13 protein-coding genes are annotated in these 16,220 nt (G+C 62.0%); 8 read left to right on the top strand and 5 right to left on the bottom strand.

Annotation, left to right across the window (positions count from 1 at the left end; translation table 11 throughout):
• The first annotated feature begins 14 nt into the window (after positions 1-14).
• From JZ00_RS11900 to JZ00_RS11870, 7 genes are all read left to right on the top strand, one after another.
• On the top strand, positions 15-1,412 hold the full coding sequence (locus JZ00_RS11900; protein WP_039589833.1) for an OprD family outer membrane porin: 1,398 nt from the start codon (positions 15-17) through the stop codon (positions 1,410-1,412).
• A gap of 30 nt (positions 1,413-1,442) precedes the next feature.
• A complete protein-coding gene (locus JZ00_RS11895; protein WP_039589835.1) occupies positions 1,443-2,471 on the top strand; it encodes a phosphoglycerate dehydrogenase in 1,029 nt (342 codons plus the stop codon).
• Positions 2,468-3,451, top strand: a complete 984-nt coding sequence (locus JZ00_RS11890) for an alpha/beta hydrolase (RefSeq protein WP_039589837.1) — start codon at positions 2,468-2,470, stop codon at positions 3,449-3,451. The genes JZ00_RS11895 and JZ00_RS11890 overlap by 4 nt, the downstream gene beginning before the upstream one ends.
• Positions 3,448-4,701, top strand: a complete 1,254-nt coding sequence (locus JZ00_RS11885; protein WP_039589839.1) for a lipase family protein — start codon at positions 3,448-3,450, stop codon at positions 4,699-4,701. Before JZ00_RS11890 ends, JZ00_RS11885 begins: the two co-directional genes overlap by 4 nt.
• A 290-nt stretch (positions 4,702-4,991) precedes the next feature.
• On the top strand, positions 4,992-7,058 hold the full coding sequence (treS, locus tag JZ00_RS11880; RefSeq protein WP_039589841.1) for a maltose alpha-D-glucosyltransferase: 2,067 nt from the start codon (positions 4,992-4,994) through the stop codon (positions 7,056-7,058).
• Between the two features lie 126 nt (positions 7,059-7,184).
• Entirely contained in the window at positions 7,185-7,880 is a 696-nt protein-coding gene (locus JZ00_RS11875) for a hypothetical protein (protein ID WP_039589843.1), read from the top strand.
• Positions 7,877-8,782 (top strand): hypothetical protein, encoded by a 906-nt coding sequence (locus JZ00_RS11870; RefSeq protein WP_039589846.1) that lies wholly within the window; start codon positions 7,877-7,879, stop codon positions 8,780-8,782. The genes JZ00_RS11875 and JZ00_RS11870 overlap by 4 nt, the downstream gene beginning before the upstream one ends.
• Before the next feature lie 30 nt (positions 8,783-8,812).
• Here the strand turns inward: JZ00_RS11870 and JZ00_RS11865 are convergent, their stop codons facing one another.
• The 4 genes from JZ00_RS11865 to JZ00_RS11850 form a co-directional block, all read right to left on the bottom strand.
• Complete coding sequence (locus JZ00_RS11865) at positions 8,813-9,343, bottom strand: cupin domain-containing protein (protein WP_039589848.1); 531 nt, start codon at positions 9,341-9,343, stop codon at positions 8,813-8,815.
• Between the two features lie 83 nt (positions 9,344-9,426).
• Entirely contained in the window at positions 9,427-10,161 is a 735-nt protein-coding gene (locus JZ00_RS11860) for a substrate-binding periplasmic protein (RefSeq protein ID WP_039589850.1), read from the bottom strand.
• Between the two features lie 24 nt (positions 10,162-10,185).
• Positions 10,186-11,526, bottom strand: a complete 1,341-nt coding sequence (locus JZ00_RS11855; protein ID WP_039589852.1) for a GGDEF domain-containing protein — start codon at positions 11,524-11,526, stop codon at positions 10,186-10,188.
• Between the two features lies 1 nt (position 11,527).
• Positions 11,528-12,298: a substrate-binding periplasmic protein gene (locus JZ00_RS11850; RefSeq protein ID WP_039589854.1), complete on the bottom strand. Its 771-nt coding sequence runs from the start codon at positions 12,296-12,298 to the stop codon at positions 11,528-11,530.
• A gap of 227 nt (positions 12,299-12,525) precedes the next feature.
• Between JZ00_RS11850 and JZ00_RS11845 the strand changes: the two genes are divergently transcribed.
• The gene (locus tag JZ00_RS11845; protein WP_039589856.1) at positions 12,526-14,262 is read left to right on the top strand and encodes an OPT family oligopeptide transporter; all 1,737 of its coding nucleotides are present in this window, start codon (positions 12,526-12,528) and stop codon (positions 14,260-14,262) included.
• Positions 14,263-14,425: 163 nt separating this feature from the next.
• Here JZ00_RS11845 and JZ00_RS11840 read toward each other — a convergent pair whose 3' ends face one another.
• On the bottom strand, positions 14,426-16,210 hold the full coding sequence (locus JZ00_RS11840) for an IlvD/Edd family dehydratase (protein WP_039589857.1): 1,785 nt from the start codon (positions 16,208-16,210) through the stop codon (positions 14,426-14,428).
• Positions 16,211-16,220 lie beyond the last annotated feature (10 nt).

The raw sequence follows: 16,220 nt of genomic DNA, 5'->3' as shown, positions 1-16,220 counted from the left end.
AGATGAGGTGGTCGATGAAATCGATTAACGCCGTCGCTATGACGTTGCTGTCGACATTGTGTGTGTCTGATGTTTGTCTTTCAGCAAGCATCAGTAATCCAGACAGGTTCCAGCATGAAGGAAAGTTGAATGCTTATCTTCGTTCGGTCTATATCAATACGCGTATATCCAATGAACTGATCGAAGACCGTTTTGGCGGTTTTCCGGACGGTGCCGAACTGGGTGGCACAGGCGTCGGTGCGATCCTGGATTACAACTCCAGTTATTGGGCCGGCGTTGTCGGGTTCGATGCTTCGCTATACGGCGTGGCGATGATCGATTCAAAAGACAATGGCCGGGACCTTTTTGATGACACCGATGGCTCCAATGGTGGTTTCGCCAAGGTCGGACAGAGTTATTTCAAGCTGCGTCATGAAGGCGCCGGCTGGAATGCCGACTCTCAAGTAGGCCGGGGCCGCTTCGATGCGGGGACGCTGGTCACGCTCGACACCCGGATCGTTCCCGGTTCCTACCAGGGAGGCCGCGCCCACTTGAACTTCACCGAGATGGGGATCGGTCCGCTCCCCGGCACGTTGGGCTTTGAAACCGCCTATATCAACCGCACCTCGCCTCGGGACAGGGAAGAATTCGAACATTTGCTGAGCCAGACGGGCGACGAAATCAAGGATCTGTATACCTACGGCATCAATTACGATTTGAAGGCCGTCGAGCTGGGTTACGCCCATGGGGTGGCGCGGGACTTCAATGAGAACACCCGCTATGGGCTGACACTCAAAGCGCCACTCGGCGATAAAGCCGGTGTGGTATTGGACACTCAATATTATGAGTTTCAAAAAGCCGGGCGAATCTGGGAACGTGATTGGGAAGCAGGTGAGGCGGCTTATGATGACGACGCGACCTGGTTGAATATCAACCTGGGTTTACTGCTCGATAAAGTTCGCCTGGGCCTTTCTTTTTCCGAGACTCATGCCAAGTTGAGTAATGGGCAACTGGGCTATGCCTATTTTGATCATGGCGACAATGTCGATGGCAGGATGGATGCCTGGACACGCTCCGGCAATGATTTCAATAACGACGGTGAGCGAACCTGGCAAATAGGCGCCGAATATGACTTGAGCGGACACTCTTTATTGGGCGCTTCGCTGGATGGTTTCAAAGTCATGACTATTTATAAGCAAGGCGAATTTGACGCGACTGATCCATTCAGCGGCCGGCGCACCGACGTGACGGAGCGGCAAAATGAATACCGTCTTTATTACCGTTTTGACGAAAAAGAATATGCCGGACTTTCCGTCGGCCTGATCTACATCGATTACCGAATTGACCAGGACTTCGTCGCACTGGTCTCCGCTCAACCGGATAACGTCATCAGCGGATCGGAAGCGCGGGTGTATCTGGACTACGCATTTTGAATATTCAACCGTTCTACCGAGAGAGCCGTGATGTCTACACTTCGCCATAAAATAGTGGTTACCCAACGATTCTTCGACGCCACGGCGACTGACTTCCTGAAGCGTCACGGCTGTGAGGTCATCGTCGCGAACCTGGCGCCAGGACAGGCGGATGGCGACCTGAGTGAACCGCAACTGATCGACATCTTGAAGGACGCCGACGGCTGGATTGTCGGGCACGCGAATATCACGTCCAGCCTGTTGGGCTCGCTCCCGCGCTTGCAGGTCATCGCCCGTCGCGGCGTGGGTTACGAACGGGTCGATACGGCGGCGGTGGAAGCGGCGGGGAAGGTCGCAACCATCGCGATCGGCGGCAATGACGCAAGCGTCGCCGACCATACCGTGGCCTTGATGCTCGCCGTGTGCCGCCAACTCAAGCGCTGCCAATCGGGGTTGTCCGCAGGTGACTGGTCGATCCCCCTGGGCGGCGATCTGTACCGCAAGACGGTGGGTATCGTCGGGCTGGGGAGGATCGGTCGGGGCGTTCTGCAGCGCTTGTCCGGGTTTGAAGTCCAGCCGCTGATTTATTCGCCTGATCCGCAAAAAGCCCTGCTCGACGGTACTCCCCAAGCTGGCTTCGTCGACCTGGAAACGCTGCTCAAGGAAAGTGACTTCGTCACACTTCACGCGCCCCTCAACACCCAAACCCAGGGACTGATCGACGCGCACGCGCTGAAGCTGATGAAGCGTTCGGCGGTGCTGATCAACACCGCGAGGGGCGGTTTGGTGCGCGATGCGGATCTGCTCCGTGCGCTGCGGGAAAACCGGTTGGCCGGGGCGGGGCTCGATGTCTTTGAGAGTGAGTCGGATCGCGCGCTATCACCGGTGACCGAACAACTGATCCAGCTGCCGAACGTCGTCGTGACGCCTCATGTCGGGGCCTCTACGGTCGAAGGCCTGAATCGCACCAATCTGATTGCCGCCGAGTGTGTCGTGGCGGTGCTGGAAGGACGCAGCCCGCCGAGCCATTGCGTGATTGCGGACGGCCGTCGGCCTGTCGGCGCGGATGAAAAGCCATGAGCGATCACGAAAACCTGCCGGCGGATTCCCGTCCGCCGGTTCATCCTGACTTGCTGGCCGTGGCAACGTCGCTGCGCGAACAGGGCTTGCTGCCGATCGTCCAGGGCGACGTACAAGGCGTCCGGGGGCAGTTGGAGCGGATCAACGCCTGGGCCGCGCAACGCAGCGTTCCACTGAGCTACGAGCGCACGCTGGGCTTTTCCGTCGACGGCCGCACGGTCTCCTGCAAGCTCTATTGGCCGGAGGGCAATGAGACGCCTTGCTTGATGTTCTACTGCCACGGCGGCGGATTTCGCCATGGTTCGCTGGCCGGTTGGGACGCGCCGCTGCGCCAACTGGTTCGGGACAGTGGAATGGCGGTGCTCTCCATCGACTATGCGTTGTCGCCGGAATATCGCTTTCCCGTGGCGTTCAACGAGGTGGTGGCGATCATCAGCCGCGTCATCAAGCTGGGAGCGATCACCGAATGCCCGGTGCGCGGTTATGCCCTGGGCGGCGATTCGGCGGGTGCCAATCTCGCCCTTGGAGCGGCCATTGCGCTGCGTGACGCGGGGATCGATGCATTGCGGCAATTGTTGCTGTTCTACGGCAGCTACTCCCGTGACATGAGTTCCGACTCGTGGCAGCGGTTTGGCGGGTACGCAGGGCAGAACCTGTCGGTCGAAGCCATGAGCCGCTACTGGGCCAGCTATCTGGCCAATGACGAGGATGACTGGCGTGTACAGCCGATAACGGCCGAGCTGGCGGGCCTGCCACCGACGCGAATCATCGTTGGCGAGCTGGATCCGCTGCTGGATGAGAACCGAGCGTTGGCGCAGCGCTTGAAGGACGCAGGTGTGGTGACGGACCTGCAAGTCCTGGCGAACATGACTCACGGTTTCATCCGCTTCAACGAAGTGGCGCCCATCGCGCGCGACGTGCTGGCTGCGCAGGGCCGCGCGTTGCGCAAGGCGCTTTCCAACCAGGTGAGCCTCCCATGAGTTTTTTCCGAATCGCGGCTTTTGCATGGGCCTGCGTCGCTACATCCATTGGTATGGCCGACGGTAAGCTGCCCGTCGGGCCCACTGCCGGGGATATGCAGCTGTCGACGTTTTATCGCTGGCCTGAAGCAATGCCCGAGCGCCCCGGTGCGCTGCTGCGAAGCGAGCACATGCCAGTGCAGGCGCAGATGCCAGCCGCCGGGCAGGCGTTGCGTCTGCTCTACAGCTCAATGGACGAACGCTGGCGCTCCGGCCTCGTCCCGGTCAGTGGCGCGTTATACCTGCCGGCTGGCAATCCCCCCGCCGAGGGCTGGCCGCTGCTCGCCTGGGCCCACGGCACGCTGGGGATCGCCGATGCGTGCGCGCCTTCCTGGACGGGGCTGCGCGACCGTGACGCGGCGTATATCAATCGTTGGCTGGCGCGTGGGTTCGCGGTGGTCATGACTGACTACCAAGGCTTGGGCGGTCCGGGGCCGCATCCTTATACGTACTGGCAGGCCGAGGGGCGTTCCGTCCTCGACTCGATTCGTGCTGCCCGTGCCATCAGTCCAGGTCTGATTGCCAATCGCATGTTCCTCGCAGGCCAGTCCCAGGGAGGCGGGGCGGCGCTGGGCGCGGCAATCCTTGCCACGACCTACGCCCCCGAACTGCCTATCCTGGGCGCGCTGGTGACGGCGCCGAACAGCACGTTTGCGCAAGGCCCCGTCAGGCTGCCGCCACGCCAGTCCAATACGGTGTTCCTGGCGCTGGCGTCCGGCGGCCTGCGCGAAGACGGCCCGCGGATTGAGGACATCCTGACCGCCAAGGGCCTGCAATTGCTGGACGTCGCCCGGCAGGGCTGCACCCGTGAGATCGCGCTCGAATCCAAGGCGTTGCAGGTGGGGTCGTTCGCTGAACTATTGACGATCACTCCGCAGGCGTTGAACGCTGCGCGCATCCCGACCACCGACATGCCACAGGCCTCGATTGCCTTTGCGCTGTTCATTGCCACCGGCCAGGCGGATCAAACCATCACGCCAGAGCGGCAATATGCGGTCGCGGCGGCCTTGTGCGCCGCCGGCAACTCAGTCACTTGGCGCACCTATGAAGGCCTCGGGCATGACGGGGTGCTGTACGGTTCGCTGGAAGATGCCTTCGCCTTCGTCGGGGCTCGACTCGACGGCCAGGACTACGGCTCGAATTGCGCAACCCTGCAAAGACCCGGTCCGCCCGGTGAAAGGACCCCGGATGCGCTGTTCAACGACGACTGAAGCATCCAGGCCTGCGTGTCGATGTCTGCGCAGTAGGTTGCCAGCCGGAGTGGATTCACAGCAGGCCATCGGTGTCGTGCGATCCAGTCCGTCGGCGAAAGGAGGGACGGTGGGGCCAGGCTCGATGATCACAGACCTGAACGATGCGCCCCCGAAAAACGGCCAGCGAAACCCACCGTCGCCCGTCTCAATGCAACGATTACCGGGCCACGGCCTCATATGAGTCATAAGCGGCACCTTCAATGCCAAGGGCCGGTCCGATCTTTTCCTTATGACAGGTGATTGTTTTCATGACGATGGCTGAGAAAAATCATGTCGACTGGCTGGTCGAACAATCGATGCTCAAGGCTGCGAGGCAGCGGGCCAAGCTTTATTCAGGGCAAGGGCGCCTGTGGCAGCAGCCCTTCGCGCACACCCGGCCTCGCGATGCCTCGGCGTTGTCCTCCGTGTGGTTCACCGCGTACCCGGCCTCCATCGTCACCCGGGAAGACGGCACGGTGCTGGAAGCGTTGGGGGATGAAACCCTGTGGCATGCGCTGTCGAAAATCGGCATCCAGGGTATCCACAATGGCCCCTTGAAAAGGTCCGGTGGCCTGCGCGGCACTGACTTTACGCCGACAATCGACGGCAACTTCGACCGCATCAGCTTCGACATCGACCCGGAACTGGGCACTGAGCCCCAGTTGCAGGCATTGACGCGAATGGCCGCCGCCCACAATGCGGTGGTCATTGACGACGTTATCCCGTCCCATACCGGCAAGGGCGCGGATTTCCGCCTGGCGGAGATGGCCTATGAAGACTATCCCGGGCTCTACCACATGGTGGAGATCCGCGAAGAAGACTGGCCGCTATTGCCCGAAGTCGAGGAGGGGCGCGACGCCAGGAACCTCACCGCCCAGCAGGTGGACGCCCTGCGGGACAAGCATTACATCGTCGGCCAGTTGCAGCGGGTGATTTTCTTCGAGCCCGGGGTCAAGGAAACCGACTGGAGCGCAACCCCCATCGTCATGGGCGTGGACGGCAAGCCGCGGCGCTGGGTCTACCTGCATTACTTCAAGGAAGGCCAGCCGTCGCTGAACTGGCTTGATCCGACTTTCGCCGCGCAACAGATGATCATCGGCGATGCGCTGCACGCCATCGATTGCATGGGTGCGAAGATCCTGCGCCTGGACGCCAACGGTTTCCTCGGCGTGGAACGCAAGCTCGATGGGACTGCCTGGTCCGAGAGCCACCCATTGTCGATTACGGGCAACCAGTTGCTCGGCGGTGCGATTCGCAAGGCCGGCGGTTTCAGTTTCCAGGAACTGAACCTGACCCTCGATGACATCGCCGCGATGTCCCACGGCGGGGCGGACCTGTCCTATGACTTCATCACGCGCCCGGCCTACCAACACGCGTTGCTGATGGGCGATACTGAGTTCCTGCGGTTGATGCTGCGCCAGATGCACGCCTTCGGCATCGACCCAGGCTCGCTGATCCACGCGTTGCAGAACCACGACGAATTGACCCTGGAGCTGGTGCATTTCTGGACGCTGCACGCCCACGACACCTACCTGTACCAAGGCCAGACCTTTCCCGGCAGCATCTTGCGCGAACACATTCGCGAGCAGATGTACGAGCGCCTGTCCGGTGAACATGCGCCTTACAACTTGAGGTTTGTGACCAACGGCGTGTCCTGCACCACGGCCAGTATCATCACCGCCGCGTTGGGCATTCGCGATCTCGATGCGATCACCGCCGCCGATATCCAGCAGATTCGCCAAGTCCATCTGTTGCTGGTGATGTTCAACGCCATGCAGCCGGGCGTGTTCGCCTTGTCAGGCTGGGATCTGGTGGGAGCGTTGCCGTTGCCGGCGGAGCAGGTCGAACACCTGATGCGCGACGGCGACACGCGCTGGATTCATCGTGGCGCCTATGACTTGGTGGACCTGAATCCAGAGGCACCGTTGTCGGCCGGGCAGATGCCCAGGGCAAGGACCTTGTATGGCAGCCTGCCGAGCCAGTTGAAGGATCCGGATTCGTTCGCCTCGCAATTGCGCAGGATCCTGGCTGCGCGTCGGGCCTACGACATCGCCGCGAGCCGGCAGATACTGGTTCCGGACGTCGAGCATCCGGGGTTGCTGATCATGGTCCATGAACTGCCGGCCGGCAAAGGCACGCAAATCACCGCGCTGAATTTCGGCTCGACACCCATCACTGAAACCCTGCATCTGCCGGATATTGCGCCGGGGCCTGTGGTGGACATCATCAATGAACGGGTCGAAGGCGATCTCACCCCCGAAGGCGAGTTCACCATCACGCTGGACGCGTTCGAAGGGTTGGCGCTGAGGGTGGTGAGCAGTTCGCCGATGATCTAGAAGGAACGAGGCGAAAAAGCGTATGAAAAACAAAAGAAATTGAAAAAAACAATATCATCATGCCACTATTGTTAATGCCGTCGCTGCCGATAAACGCAGCATCGATTAATCATAGGGACTTGATACATGTCTTTTCGTACGCTTCGCACCCTCGCAACCCTTACCGTTCTTGCCTGCCTGGCGCTCACCGGCTGCGCCCACGTCCAGCCTCCCGTACCCCTGGATCATCAGTTCTGGGACGCCAAGGAGCCAACCATCGGCGTGGCGATCAACGTGGTGCCAGAGCCAGTGCTGGCACTGACCGGTAACCAGGGGCTCCTGGACCTGGCCATCAATAAAGGCGTCAACAGCAAACTCAGCGATAACGTCGAAAAATGGGAAGTCCGCGACCTCAATACCCTACCGGATGCCATCGTCGCCAAGTTGCAGGCCAAGGGCTACAAGGCCAAGCGCATCGACGAGCCGGTGGACCTGACCAAATATAAGGAAGTCAGTTTCCGCGAAGGCTACACCACACGTGACCTGACGCCGATCAAGGCCACCTACGGTGTCGATCGCCTGCTGCTGGTGAACGTGATGGGAACCGGCGCTACCCGCAGCTATTACAGCATCGTACCGACCAGCGTCCCCATGGCGCAGGTGGGTGGGCAGGGCATGGTGGTCGATCTGGCCGACAACAGGCTCCTGTGGTTCAAACCTTTCTCCGTCGTGCAGGCCGCCCAGGGCGAGTGGGATGAACCGAACTATACGAACCTGACCAACGCTTTTTACCAGGCGATGGACACGAGCCGTCAGCAAATGATCACGCCGTTCGAACAATGAACCGTGTGTTGATGGTCGCCGGTTCGCTGGCTGCGCTGCTGGTGGGGTGCGCGCAGAAGCCGGCCCCGCCGACCGGTTTCAAGACGCCGGACGCGGTGTCCTATGTCCAGGCCCACGGGGTCAAGGTGGACCTGCAACTGCCCCAGACGTTTGTCGGGGCCAGTACGGTAGTGGATGCCGAGGCCGCGCAGAAGGCTGCGTCGTCGAGCCATAACCTGGTCGCCAGTTCCGGCAACAGCGCGGGGCTTGCCGGCCTGCTGGTTGCCAGCCTGATCAACACCCAGATGGGCAGCGGCAGTTTGCAGCGCGATGCGCAGAACACCGCTGCCAAGGAATCACGACCGTTGGCGGACCTGCTTGCCGGCGTACCATTGCAGGAGCGTCTCCAGCAGCGTTTCCAACAGGCATCGTTGGCGGCCGGCTTCAAGCAAGGCGCGGGCGATATCAGCGCCCGCCTGGTGATCGAGCCCAAACTGATGCTCACGCCCGACCGTGGCAGCTTTGTGCTGGTCAATCAGGTGCAGGTCCAGGACATCGCCGGTTCCGCGTTGTATCGCATGCGCATCGAGGTTTCCAGCCAGCCGATCAGGCGCTGTGGCAAACGCTGTATCGACGACGGGTCGCTGGACCTGGCGCAAGTGACGACGGCACTCGACGAGTGCATCGACGAGTCGATGCGCGTGCTGGCGACCGACCTGATGCTGCCGGCGCCACCGCAAGCGGCCCAGGAAACCCTGCGCTATGTGCTCGATGGTCAACGTGTGGTCGAGCGCGGCTACCAACTGGTGAGTAATGGAAATTACTGGCGCTATCGCAACCTCTACGGTGCGGTGAAATCGGTACCGGTGCCGTTCGAAGATGCGTTGACCCAAGAGCAGTTGCGCAAGGTCTACGGTCGCTGATCATGGGCCGATTAGGTGCTCGGTCAATAATCAGCGCACCCCCGTCCAATACTGCCTGACCCCACCGCTTGCGCCCTGCACCGGATCCCGATCCGGAAACGGCAACGCCTCGATGTTCGCCAACTGCGCCTCGCTCGGCGCCTCCCGGCAGATATCGGCCTGCTGGCCGGGTGGATACGCGCCGACCACCTGGAAGTCATCGCTTGCGCCCAAGTTGCAATGCCCGGTGCCGGCGGGGAGCAGCAGTACATCGCCGGCCTTGACCTCGATGACTTGGCCGTCGGGGCCACCGATCATCAAGCGCGCCTCGCCACTGGCAACACCCAGCACTTCGTGGCCTTCGGTGTGGTAGTGGTGAAAGTTGTAGATCCCGTAGCGCCATTGCGGTGGCCAGCCGTTGGTGCGGAAAATCTCCTCCAGGCGGGCGGCCAGATCATCGGTCTGGGTCGCAACCGCGTCACGGTAGACGATCACCGGCAGGCGCGGGTTGTTGGGCACCCAGTCGTTGCGTTCCAGCAACACGGGCTGGATTGAATCCGGGACGGCGTCGCGCGTGTTCATCGAAGGTCCTCCACATCTGTGCACTTATGGCCTAGACGTTACCTGCGACGGGAGAGTTCAACGCTGCGGACCACTGTCACCGATCAACGCTTTTGCTTCATGATCCGCTCCACTTCACCCGAAGCCTTGAGCTGTTCGAAAGCGCGTTGGGCCTTGGCGACGGTCTCGTCCGGCGTGCCCAGGCTGAAGGCCAGGTAGACCCGGTGGGGCTGCTCGTCCAGCGAGTAGACTTGCTCCAGCAGATTGAAGTCCATCTGGGCGTCCTGGCTCATCAGGCGTGCGGTGTTCTCCGGCATGGGCACCAGCTGGACCTGGCGGTTCAACAGTTTCTGGAAGTTGTCGTGATTGTTCGCCGACACGACCAGTCGGCTGAAGCCCCGGTCTTGCAAATAGACCTGCTTGGCGTCATTGCGTATCACCCCGATGCTGTACTGCTTGGCTTCTTCGAGGCTGGCGATGGAGATGGGCGCCGTTTCACGCAGCTTGTAGAGCCGGCTGGTGGAGCGATGGATTTCACCGACCCACTTGAACAGCTTTTCACGGGCCGGAGTGCGATCCAGGGGAAAGATCAGTACGTTGGGCTCGCGCAAGGCCATTTCATAGGCCCGCGCCCATGGGTACAACGCCATGTGGAAGTCGCCGAGGTCGGCCTGCTTCAAGATTTCGGCGGCGATATGGATACCGGGGCCGGCCAGCTTATCGTCGCGCAGATAGGCATACAGCGAGTCCTCGGTCACGACTTCGATGGTGTCCGCCTGGCTTTGGAAACTGATCAAGGCCAGGAACACCCAGGAGCAAAGCATCGGAAAGTGGCGCATACAGACCTCGACAGCGGCGATGGTTCAGAGAGAGACGCGGTTGCGTCCCTGGTGCTTGGCCCGGTACAGCGCCTGGTCGGCACGCTGCATCAGTTGGTCGAAATGATCCATGGTCTCGGGGTCCAGCTCGGCGACGCCGATGCTCAGCGTGACGAACGGGGAGACCGATGAGCCGCTGTGGGGCAGTTGGCGTTCAGCCAGGGCGTCACGCAAGCGTTGCGCCGCTTCGCAGGCCTGCCCAGCGTCGATGTTGGGCAGCACGACGACAAATTCCTCGCCCCCGACCCGTGCGGTCAATTCACCAGAGCGGCCGAATACGTCACGCAGGGTTTCGGCAATCTGTTGCAGGCACTGGTCGCCATTCATGTGGCCGTAGGTGTCGTTGTAGATCTTGAAAAAGTCGACGTCGCACATGAGCACGGCCAGTGGCGTCTTGTGGCGCATGGCGCGGCGAAACTCGACTTCTTTCAACTGATCGAAATGGCGACGGTTGGCCAGGCCCGTCAAGGCATCGTGGCGGGACAAGGCTTCAAGGGCCTGGTTGGCGGCCTTGAGTTCCGCCGTGCGCGCCTCGACCAGCTCGACCAACTGATCGCGGCTGGCGGCAATCGCCAGTTCATCCGAGCGCTGGCGTTCCAGGTGGGCGTGGAGATTGTCCTGCAGCTCGTTGACCTGGGATTCGAGCAGGCTCAGTTCATCCTGGCGGTCCACCGAGCGTTGCAACTTGAGGTGATGCTTGAGGGTTTGTGGCGCGAGTTCGCCCAGGTGCCGGGCGATGTGCACCACGTGGATGGTTACCAGGCGGTTGAACATGGTCATGACCAGCCCCGCCAGCAGCATCGACTGGATGATCTGGGTGATGACGATGCTGCGCGCTTCGCCCCACAAGCGTTGCCACAGCAGTTGGTTGTCGCCTTCGATGGTCAGCTCGCCCACTTTCTCCTGGGCGCCGAGATAGGGTTGCGCGATGAGTTCGCGTTGTAGCACCGGAGCCGCCCCTTCGTTACCGGTGGTGTAGCGATTGAGTTCGATGATTTCCGGCGACCGGCCGGGCCGCAGGACATTCAGCACCACGCGTCCGACTGGCGCGGCCTTCGCGACGCTGGCGAGCTGTTTGTCCAGGGAATCGCGGTCCATTTCCCAAATGGCGTGGGCCAGGGTATCGCGGAAAACCTGGTCGATCAGCCCCAGCTCGGAGTTCATCTCCGCCAGGTTGCTCTCCCAGGCGAGCCAGGTGCGCCAGGTGACCATCGCCACGGTGAAGAACAGGCAGAACAGCAGGGTCGCCAGTACCAGTCGACGCCCCAGGGAACTGAGCGTCTTGGCCTGTACGCGTGGAGAGGGCGGGTTGACGTGGCCGTCCATCTCACAGCCACTTGCGCGCGATGGCATCGTAGACGCCGTTGCGACGAATGGCCTCCAGGCCGGCGCGGAATTTTTCAACGGTCTGCGGCGGCGTCTTGCGGCTGAACGCCATGTTCAGGCCGTCGGCACTGCTCAGTTCGGGCAGCGCCAGCGACTGGATCAGTACTTTTTCCGGGTCCTCGCCGTTCTGGCGGGTCAGGTAGAGCGCGTTGAGTTCGTTGGAAATCCACAGCTCAACGTGATCGACCTTGAGCTTGCGGTAATTGTGTTCGTACTTGGTGCTGGACTGCAGTTCTTCGCCGATGCGAAAGCCCTTCGAGACCAGATATTGCTCGCCCACATCCTGGTTTACGGTCGCGATCTGGTGCCCATGGGCATCGGCCAGGGAGTTGAGCTTCACTGGCCGTTCGGCCAGGGAGTAGATATACCACTGTGTCGGGGCGATGGCACCGATCCACTGGAAAAGCGATTCACGCGCAGGGGTGCGCACGATGGAATAGATCAGGACGTTGCTTTCATTGAGCGCCAGTTCGTACGCCCGCGCCCAGGGCATCGGCTGGATCGACGCCTCGACGCCGATCTCCTTGAGCACGGCCTCGACCACCTCGGTGCTCATGCCGGTCACGCGTCCGCCCTGCGTCATGTTGTACGGCGGCAATTCCTCGGTGACGATGCGCAGCGGCGGCTCTGCCGCGATGGCCAACGCCGATCCCCCTGCAACCAGGAGCATCAGGACGCCGAACATCAGTAAGCGATTAAGCTGCCAAGCCATTGATCATTACCCTATGCAACCAGCAGAGCCGGGCGAGGCCTGAGGGCCTTCGTCACTCAGGTTATCGGCTGGGCGCGGGTGTGCTTGAGCATCGGTCCGCAATCTCGGGACGACCGCTCTATCACGCGCACGCCAGGACCGGGTGGTGAACCTTCCGTCGATACAAGGCTCACTTATTAGGTCGTCGCCTCGGGTGGACGCGCCGTTTTTGCCGATAAGGAATTCGCATGGATCAAACCTCGACCTTGCACGTGCACGCTGTAGAGCGCGAGTTCAGCCCACGCGCGGTGATCACCGGGATCGTGCTCGGTATTCTCCTGACGCCCTCCAATGTCTATGCGGGATTGAAGATCGGCTGGTCGTTCAACATGTCGATCATTGCCTTGCTGGTCGGCTACGGCATCTGGCAAGGCCTGGCCAAGCGCTCGTCTGCGCGGCTGCCCTGGACGCTGCACGAAAGCAACATCAACCAGACAGTGGCGTCGGCCGCGGCATCGATCATTTCCGGTGGGTTGGTGGCGCCGATCCCGGCGTACACCTTGCTGACCGGCCAGCAACTCGACGCTGTGCCGATGGTCGCCTGGGTGTTTTCAGTGAGTTTCCTGGGCATCTGGATCGCCTGGTACCTGCGGCCCTCGCTGCTCAACGACAAGGCGCTGAGGTTTCCCGAGGGCATGGCGACCCTCGAAACCCTGTTGCACATCTACAACCATGGCCACGAAGCCGCGACGCGGCTGAAGGTGCTGCTGAGCGCGGCCGTCCTGTCCGGCCTGGCCAAGTGGGTCGATAGTTTCGTCTGGGCCATTCCACGCTGGTCGCCAACGGCCCAGTTGGAGCGGCTGACATTCACGGCGGACCCTTCACTGTTGCTGGTGGGCTTTGGCGGCATCATCGGCATCCGTGTCGGCTTGACCCTGTTGCTCGGCGCGCTGCTGGCGTGGGGCGGGTTGGCACCTTGGTTGCTTGAACACGGCCTGGTGCAGTTGCCGCCCGGCAGCAGCGGCCCACAATTCGCCGTGCTGGTGGAATGGCTGCTGTGGCCGGGCGTGAGCCTGATGGTTTGCGCGACCCTGGCCTCGCTGGCGATCCGGTTGTGGTCGCTGCACACCTCTACCAAAGCCAGCGGTGGGGCGACATGGGCGATGCCAAAGGCCGGGCCTGCCCTCGGATTTCTGCTGGCAATCGTCTTGGTGGTCAGCCTGCAAGCGATGTTGTTTGGCATCAATCCGTGGATGGCGTTGCTGACCATTCCCTTGGCCATCTGCCTGGCGGCGGTGGCTGCGCGGGTGGTCGGCGCCACGGGCATTCCGCCCATTGGCGCTATCGGGCAGTTGTCCCAATTGAGTTTCGGCATCGTTGCCCCGGGGCAGGTGCCGATCAATCTGATGAGTGCCAATACCGCCGGTGGTTCAGCCGGACAATGCACGGATTTGATGAACGATTTCAAGGTCGGTCGAGCAATCGGCGCGACGCCGCGCAAGCAGCTTTTGGCCCAGACGCTGGGGATTTTCATCGGCAGTATCGTCGGCGTGCTCGCTTACCTGGCGCTGATCCCCGATCCGCAAACCATGCTGCTCACCGAAGAATGGCCGGCCCCGGCGGTCGCCACCTGGAAAGCCGTGGCGCAAACCCTGACCCATGGCCTGGACTCGTTGTCGGCGAGCATTCGCTGGGCGATCTTCATCGGTGGTTTCGCCGGGTTGCTGTTGGGCATTCTCGATAGCTTGCTGCCGGCCCATCGGGCCCGCTACCTGCCCAGCACCGCAGCCTTGGGCCTGGCGTTTGTGCTGCCGGCCTCGGTCTCGCTGATGATGGCTCTCGGCGCCGTGCTCACCTGGCTGGTGAGCTGCCGTTGGCCGAGCGTCACCGAACGCTTCGCGATCACGGCTGCGGCGGGATTGATTGCCGGGGAGAGCATCACCGGGGTGGGCGCTTCGTTGTGGGAAATGCTTGGGAATCTGTGAGGTCACTGTGGCGAGGGGATTTATCCCCGTTGGGCTGCGCAGCGGCCCCCAAACTAGCCGACCCGGTGTGCCAGTAAGATTGAGTTCATTGTTTTAGGGCTGCTACGCAGCCCAGCGGGGATAAATCCCCTCGCCACAGGAAGCGGTTTGGTGTGGCATCAAGTCAGTGAGAGTGCCGGGGCTCCCCGCTGCGGGCGATCACCCTCAGGTGCAACGTCGCCGGTTCCAGGCAACCGCCGGTGGAGAGTTGCCCGACCAACTGACGATACAGTTCCTGCCAAGGCGTTTGTGAAGGCGGGATGTTGGGCGTCCACGCGAGGCGGCGTCGCTCCATCTCAGCCTCGTCCACCAGCAAGTTGACGGTGCGGGTGTTCAGGTCGACCCTCAGCCGGTCGTTGGTCTGCAGCAGCGCCAGGCCACCGCCGACGGCCGCTTCCGGGGACATGTTGAGGATCGACGGGCTCGCCGAGGTGCCGCTCTGGCGGCCATCGCCCAGGCAGGGCAGGGAGTCGATGCCGCGCTTGATCAGCGCCGCCGGTGGGGCCATGTTCACCACTTCGGCGCTGCCGGGATAGCCGACGGTACCAGCGCCGCGAATCACCAGGATGCAGCGCTCGTCGATGTCCAGGGCCGGGTCGTCGATGCGCGCGTGGTAGTCCTCCGGCCCTTCGAACACGATGGCCCGCGCTTCGAAGCTGTTCTCGGCACCGGGTTCGGACAGGTAGGTCTTGCGGAACGCTTCGCCCACCACCGACATTTTCATGATGGCGCTGTCGAAAAAGTTGCCGCTGAGCACGATGAAGCCGGCACGGTGCTTGAGTGGGGCTTCGAAAGGATGGATGACATCGGCGTCGCAGGTCAGGCTGCCGGTGACGATCTCGCCGATGGTCTTGCCACTGACCGTCGCACAGTGTTCGTGCAGGCGGCCAGCCTTTTGCAGTTCATGCATGACTGCCGGTACGCCGCCCGCGCGGTGGAAGCCTTCGCCGAGGTATTTGCCCGCCGGCATGCAGTTGACCAACAGCGGCACGTCCTCGCCGATTTGTTGCCAGTCGTCCAGGCTTAACTCGACGCCCATGTGCCGGGCGATGGCGATCAGGTGCGGCGGGCAGTTGCTCGACGCGCCGAGTGCCGAGGCGACAGCGATGGCGTTCTCGAACGCTTCACGCGTCATGATCTGCGAAGGGCGCACATCCTGGCGAACCAGTTCGCAGATGCGCTTGCCGGTGGCGTAGGCCATCTGCCCGCGCTCGCGATAGGGCGCCGGAATGCTTGCGCAACCCGGCAATGACATGCCCAGGGCCTCGGCCAATGCGTTCATCGACAGGGCAGTGCCCATGGTGTTGCAGTGGCCGACGGAGGGCGAGGCCGCCGTGGTCATTTCCATGAAGCCTTCGTAGTTGATCTCGCCAGCGGCCATCAGGTTGCGTGCGTGCCAGAGCACTGTGCCGGAGCCGATCAGCTCGCCCTTGTGACGGCCATCGAGCATGGGGCCGCCGGACAGCACGATCGACGGCAGGTCGGTGGTCGCTGCCGCCATCAGGCAGGCGGGGGTGGTCTTGTCGCAACCAGTGGTGAGCACCACGCCGTCCAAGGGATAACCGTGGAGGATTTCCACCAGGCCCAGGTAGGCCAGGTTGCGGTCCAGTGCCGCGGTGGGTCGGCGCGACTGTTCGGCAATGGGGTGGACCGGGAATTCCATGGGGATGCCGCCGGCATCACGGATTCCGGCCTTGACCCGTTGCGCCAGCTCCAGGTGATGGCGGTTGCAGGGCGTCAGGTCGCTGCCGGTCTGGGCGATGCCGATGATCGGCCGTCCCGATTGCAACTCTTCGCGGGTCATGCCGTAGTTCATGTAGCGTTCGACATACAGCGCGGTCATGTCCGCGTGGGCCGGGTCGTTGAACCATTGCTCGCTGCGCAGGCGGCGTTTTGGCGTGTCACTCATGATTCATTTC

Origin of the sequence: Pseudomonas frederiksbergensis, from assembly GCF_000802155.2 — a bacterium.
GTDB lineage: Bacteria > Pseudomonadota > Gammaproteobacteria > Pseudomonadales > Pseudomonadaceae > Aquipseudomonas > Aquipseudomonas frederiksbergensis_A.
The sequence above is the reverse complement of the archived record's forward strand: the minus strand, read 5'-3'. Positions and strand labels throughout refer to the sequence as shown.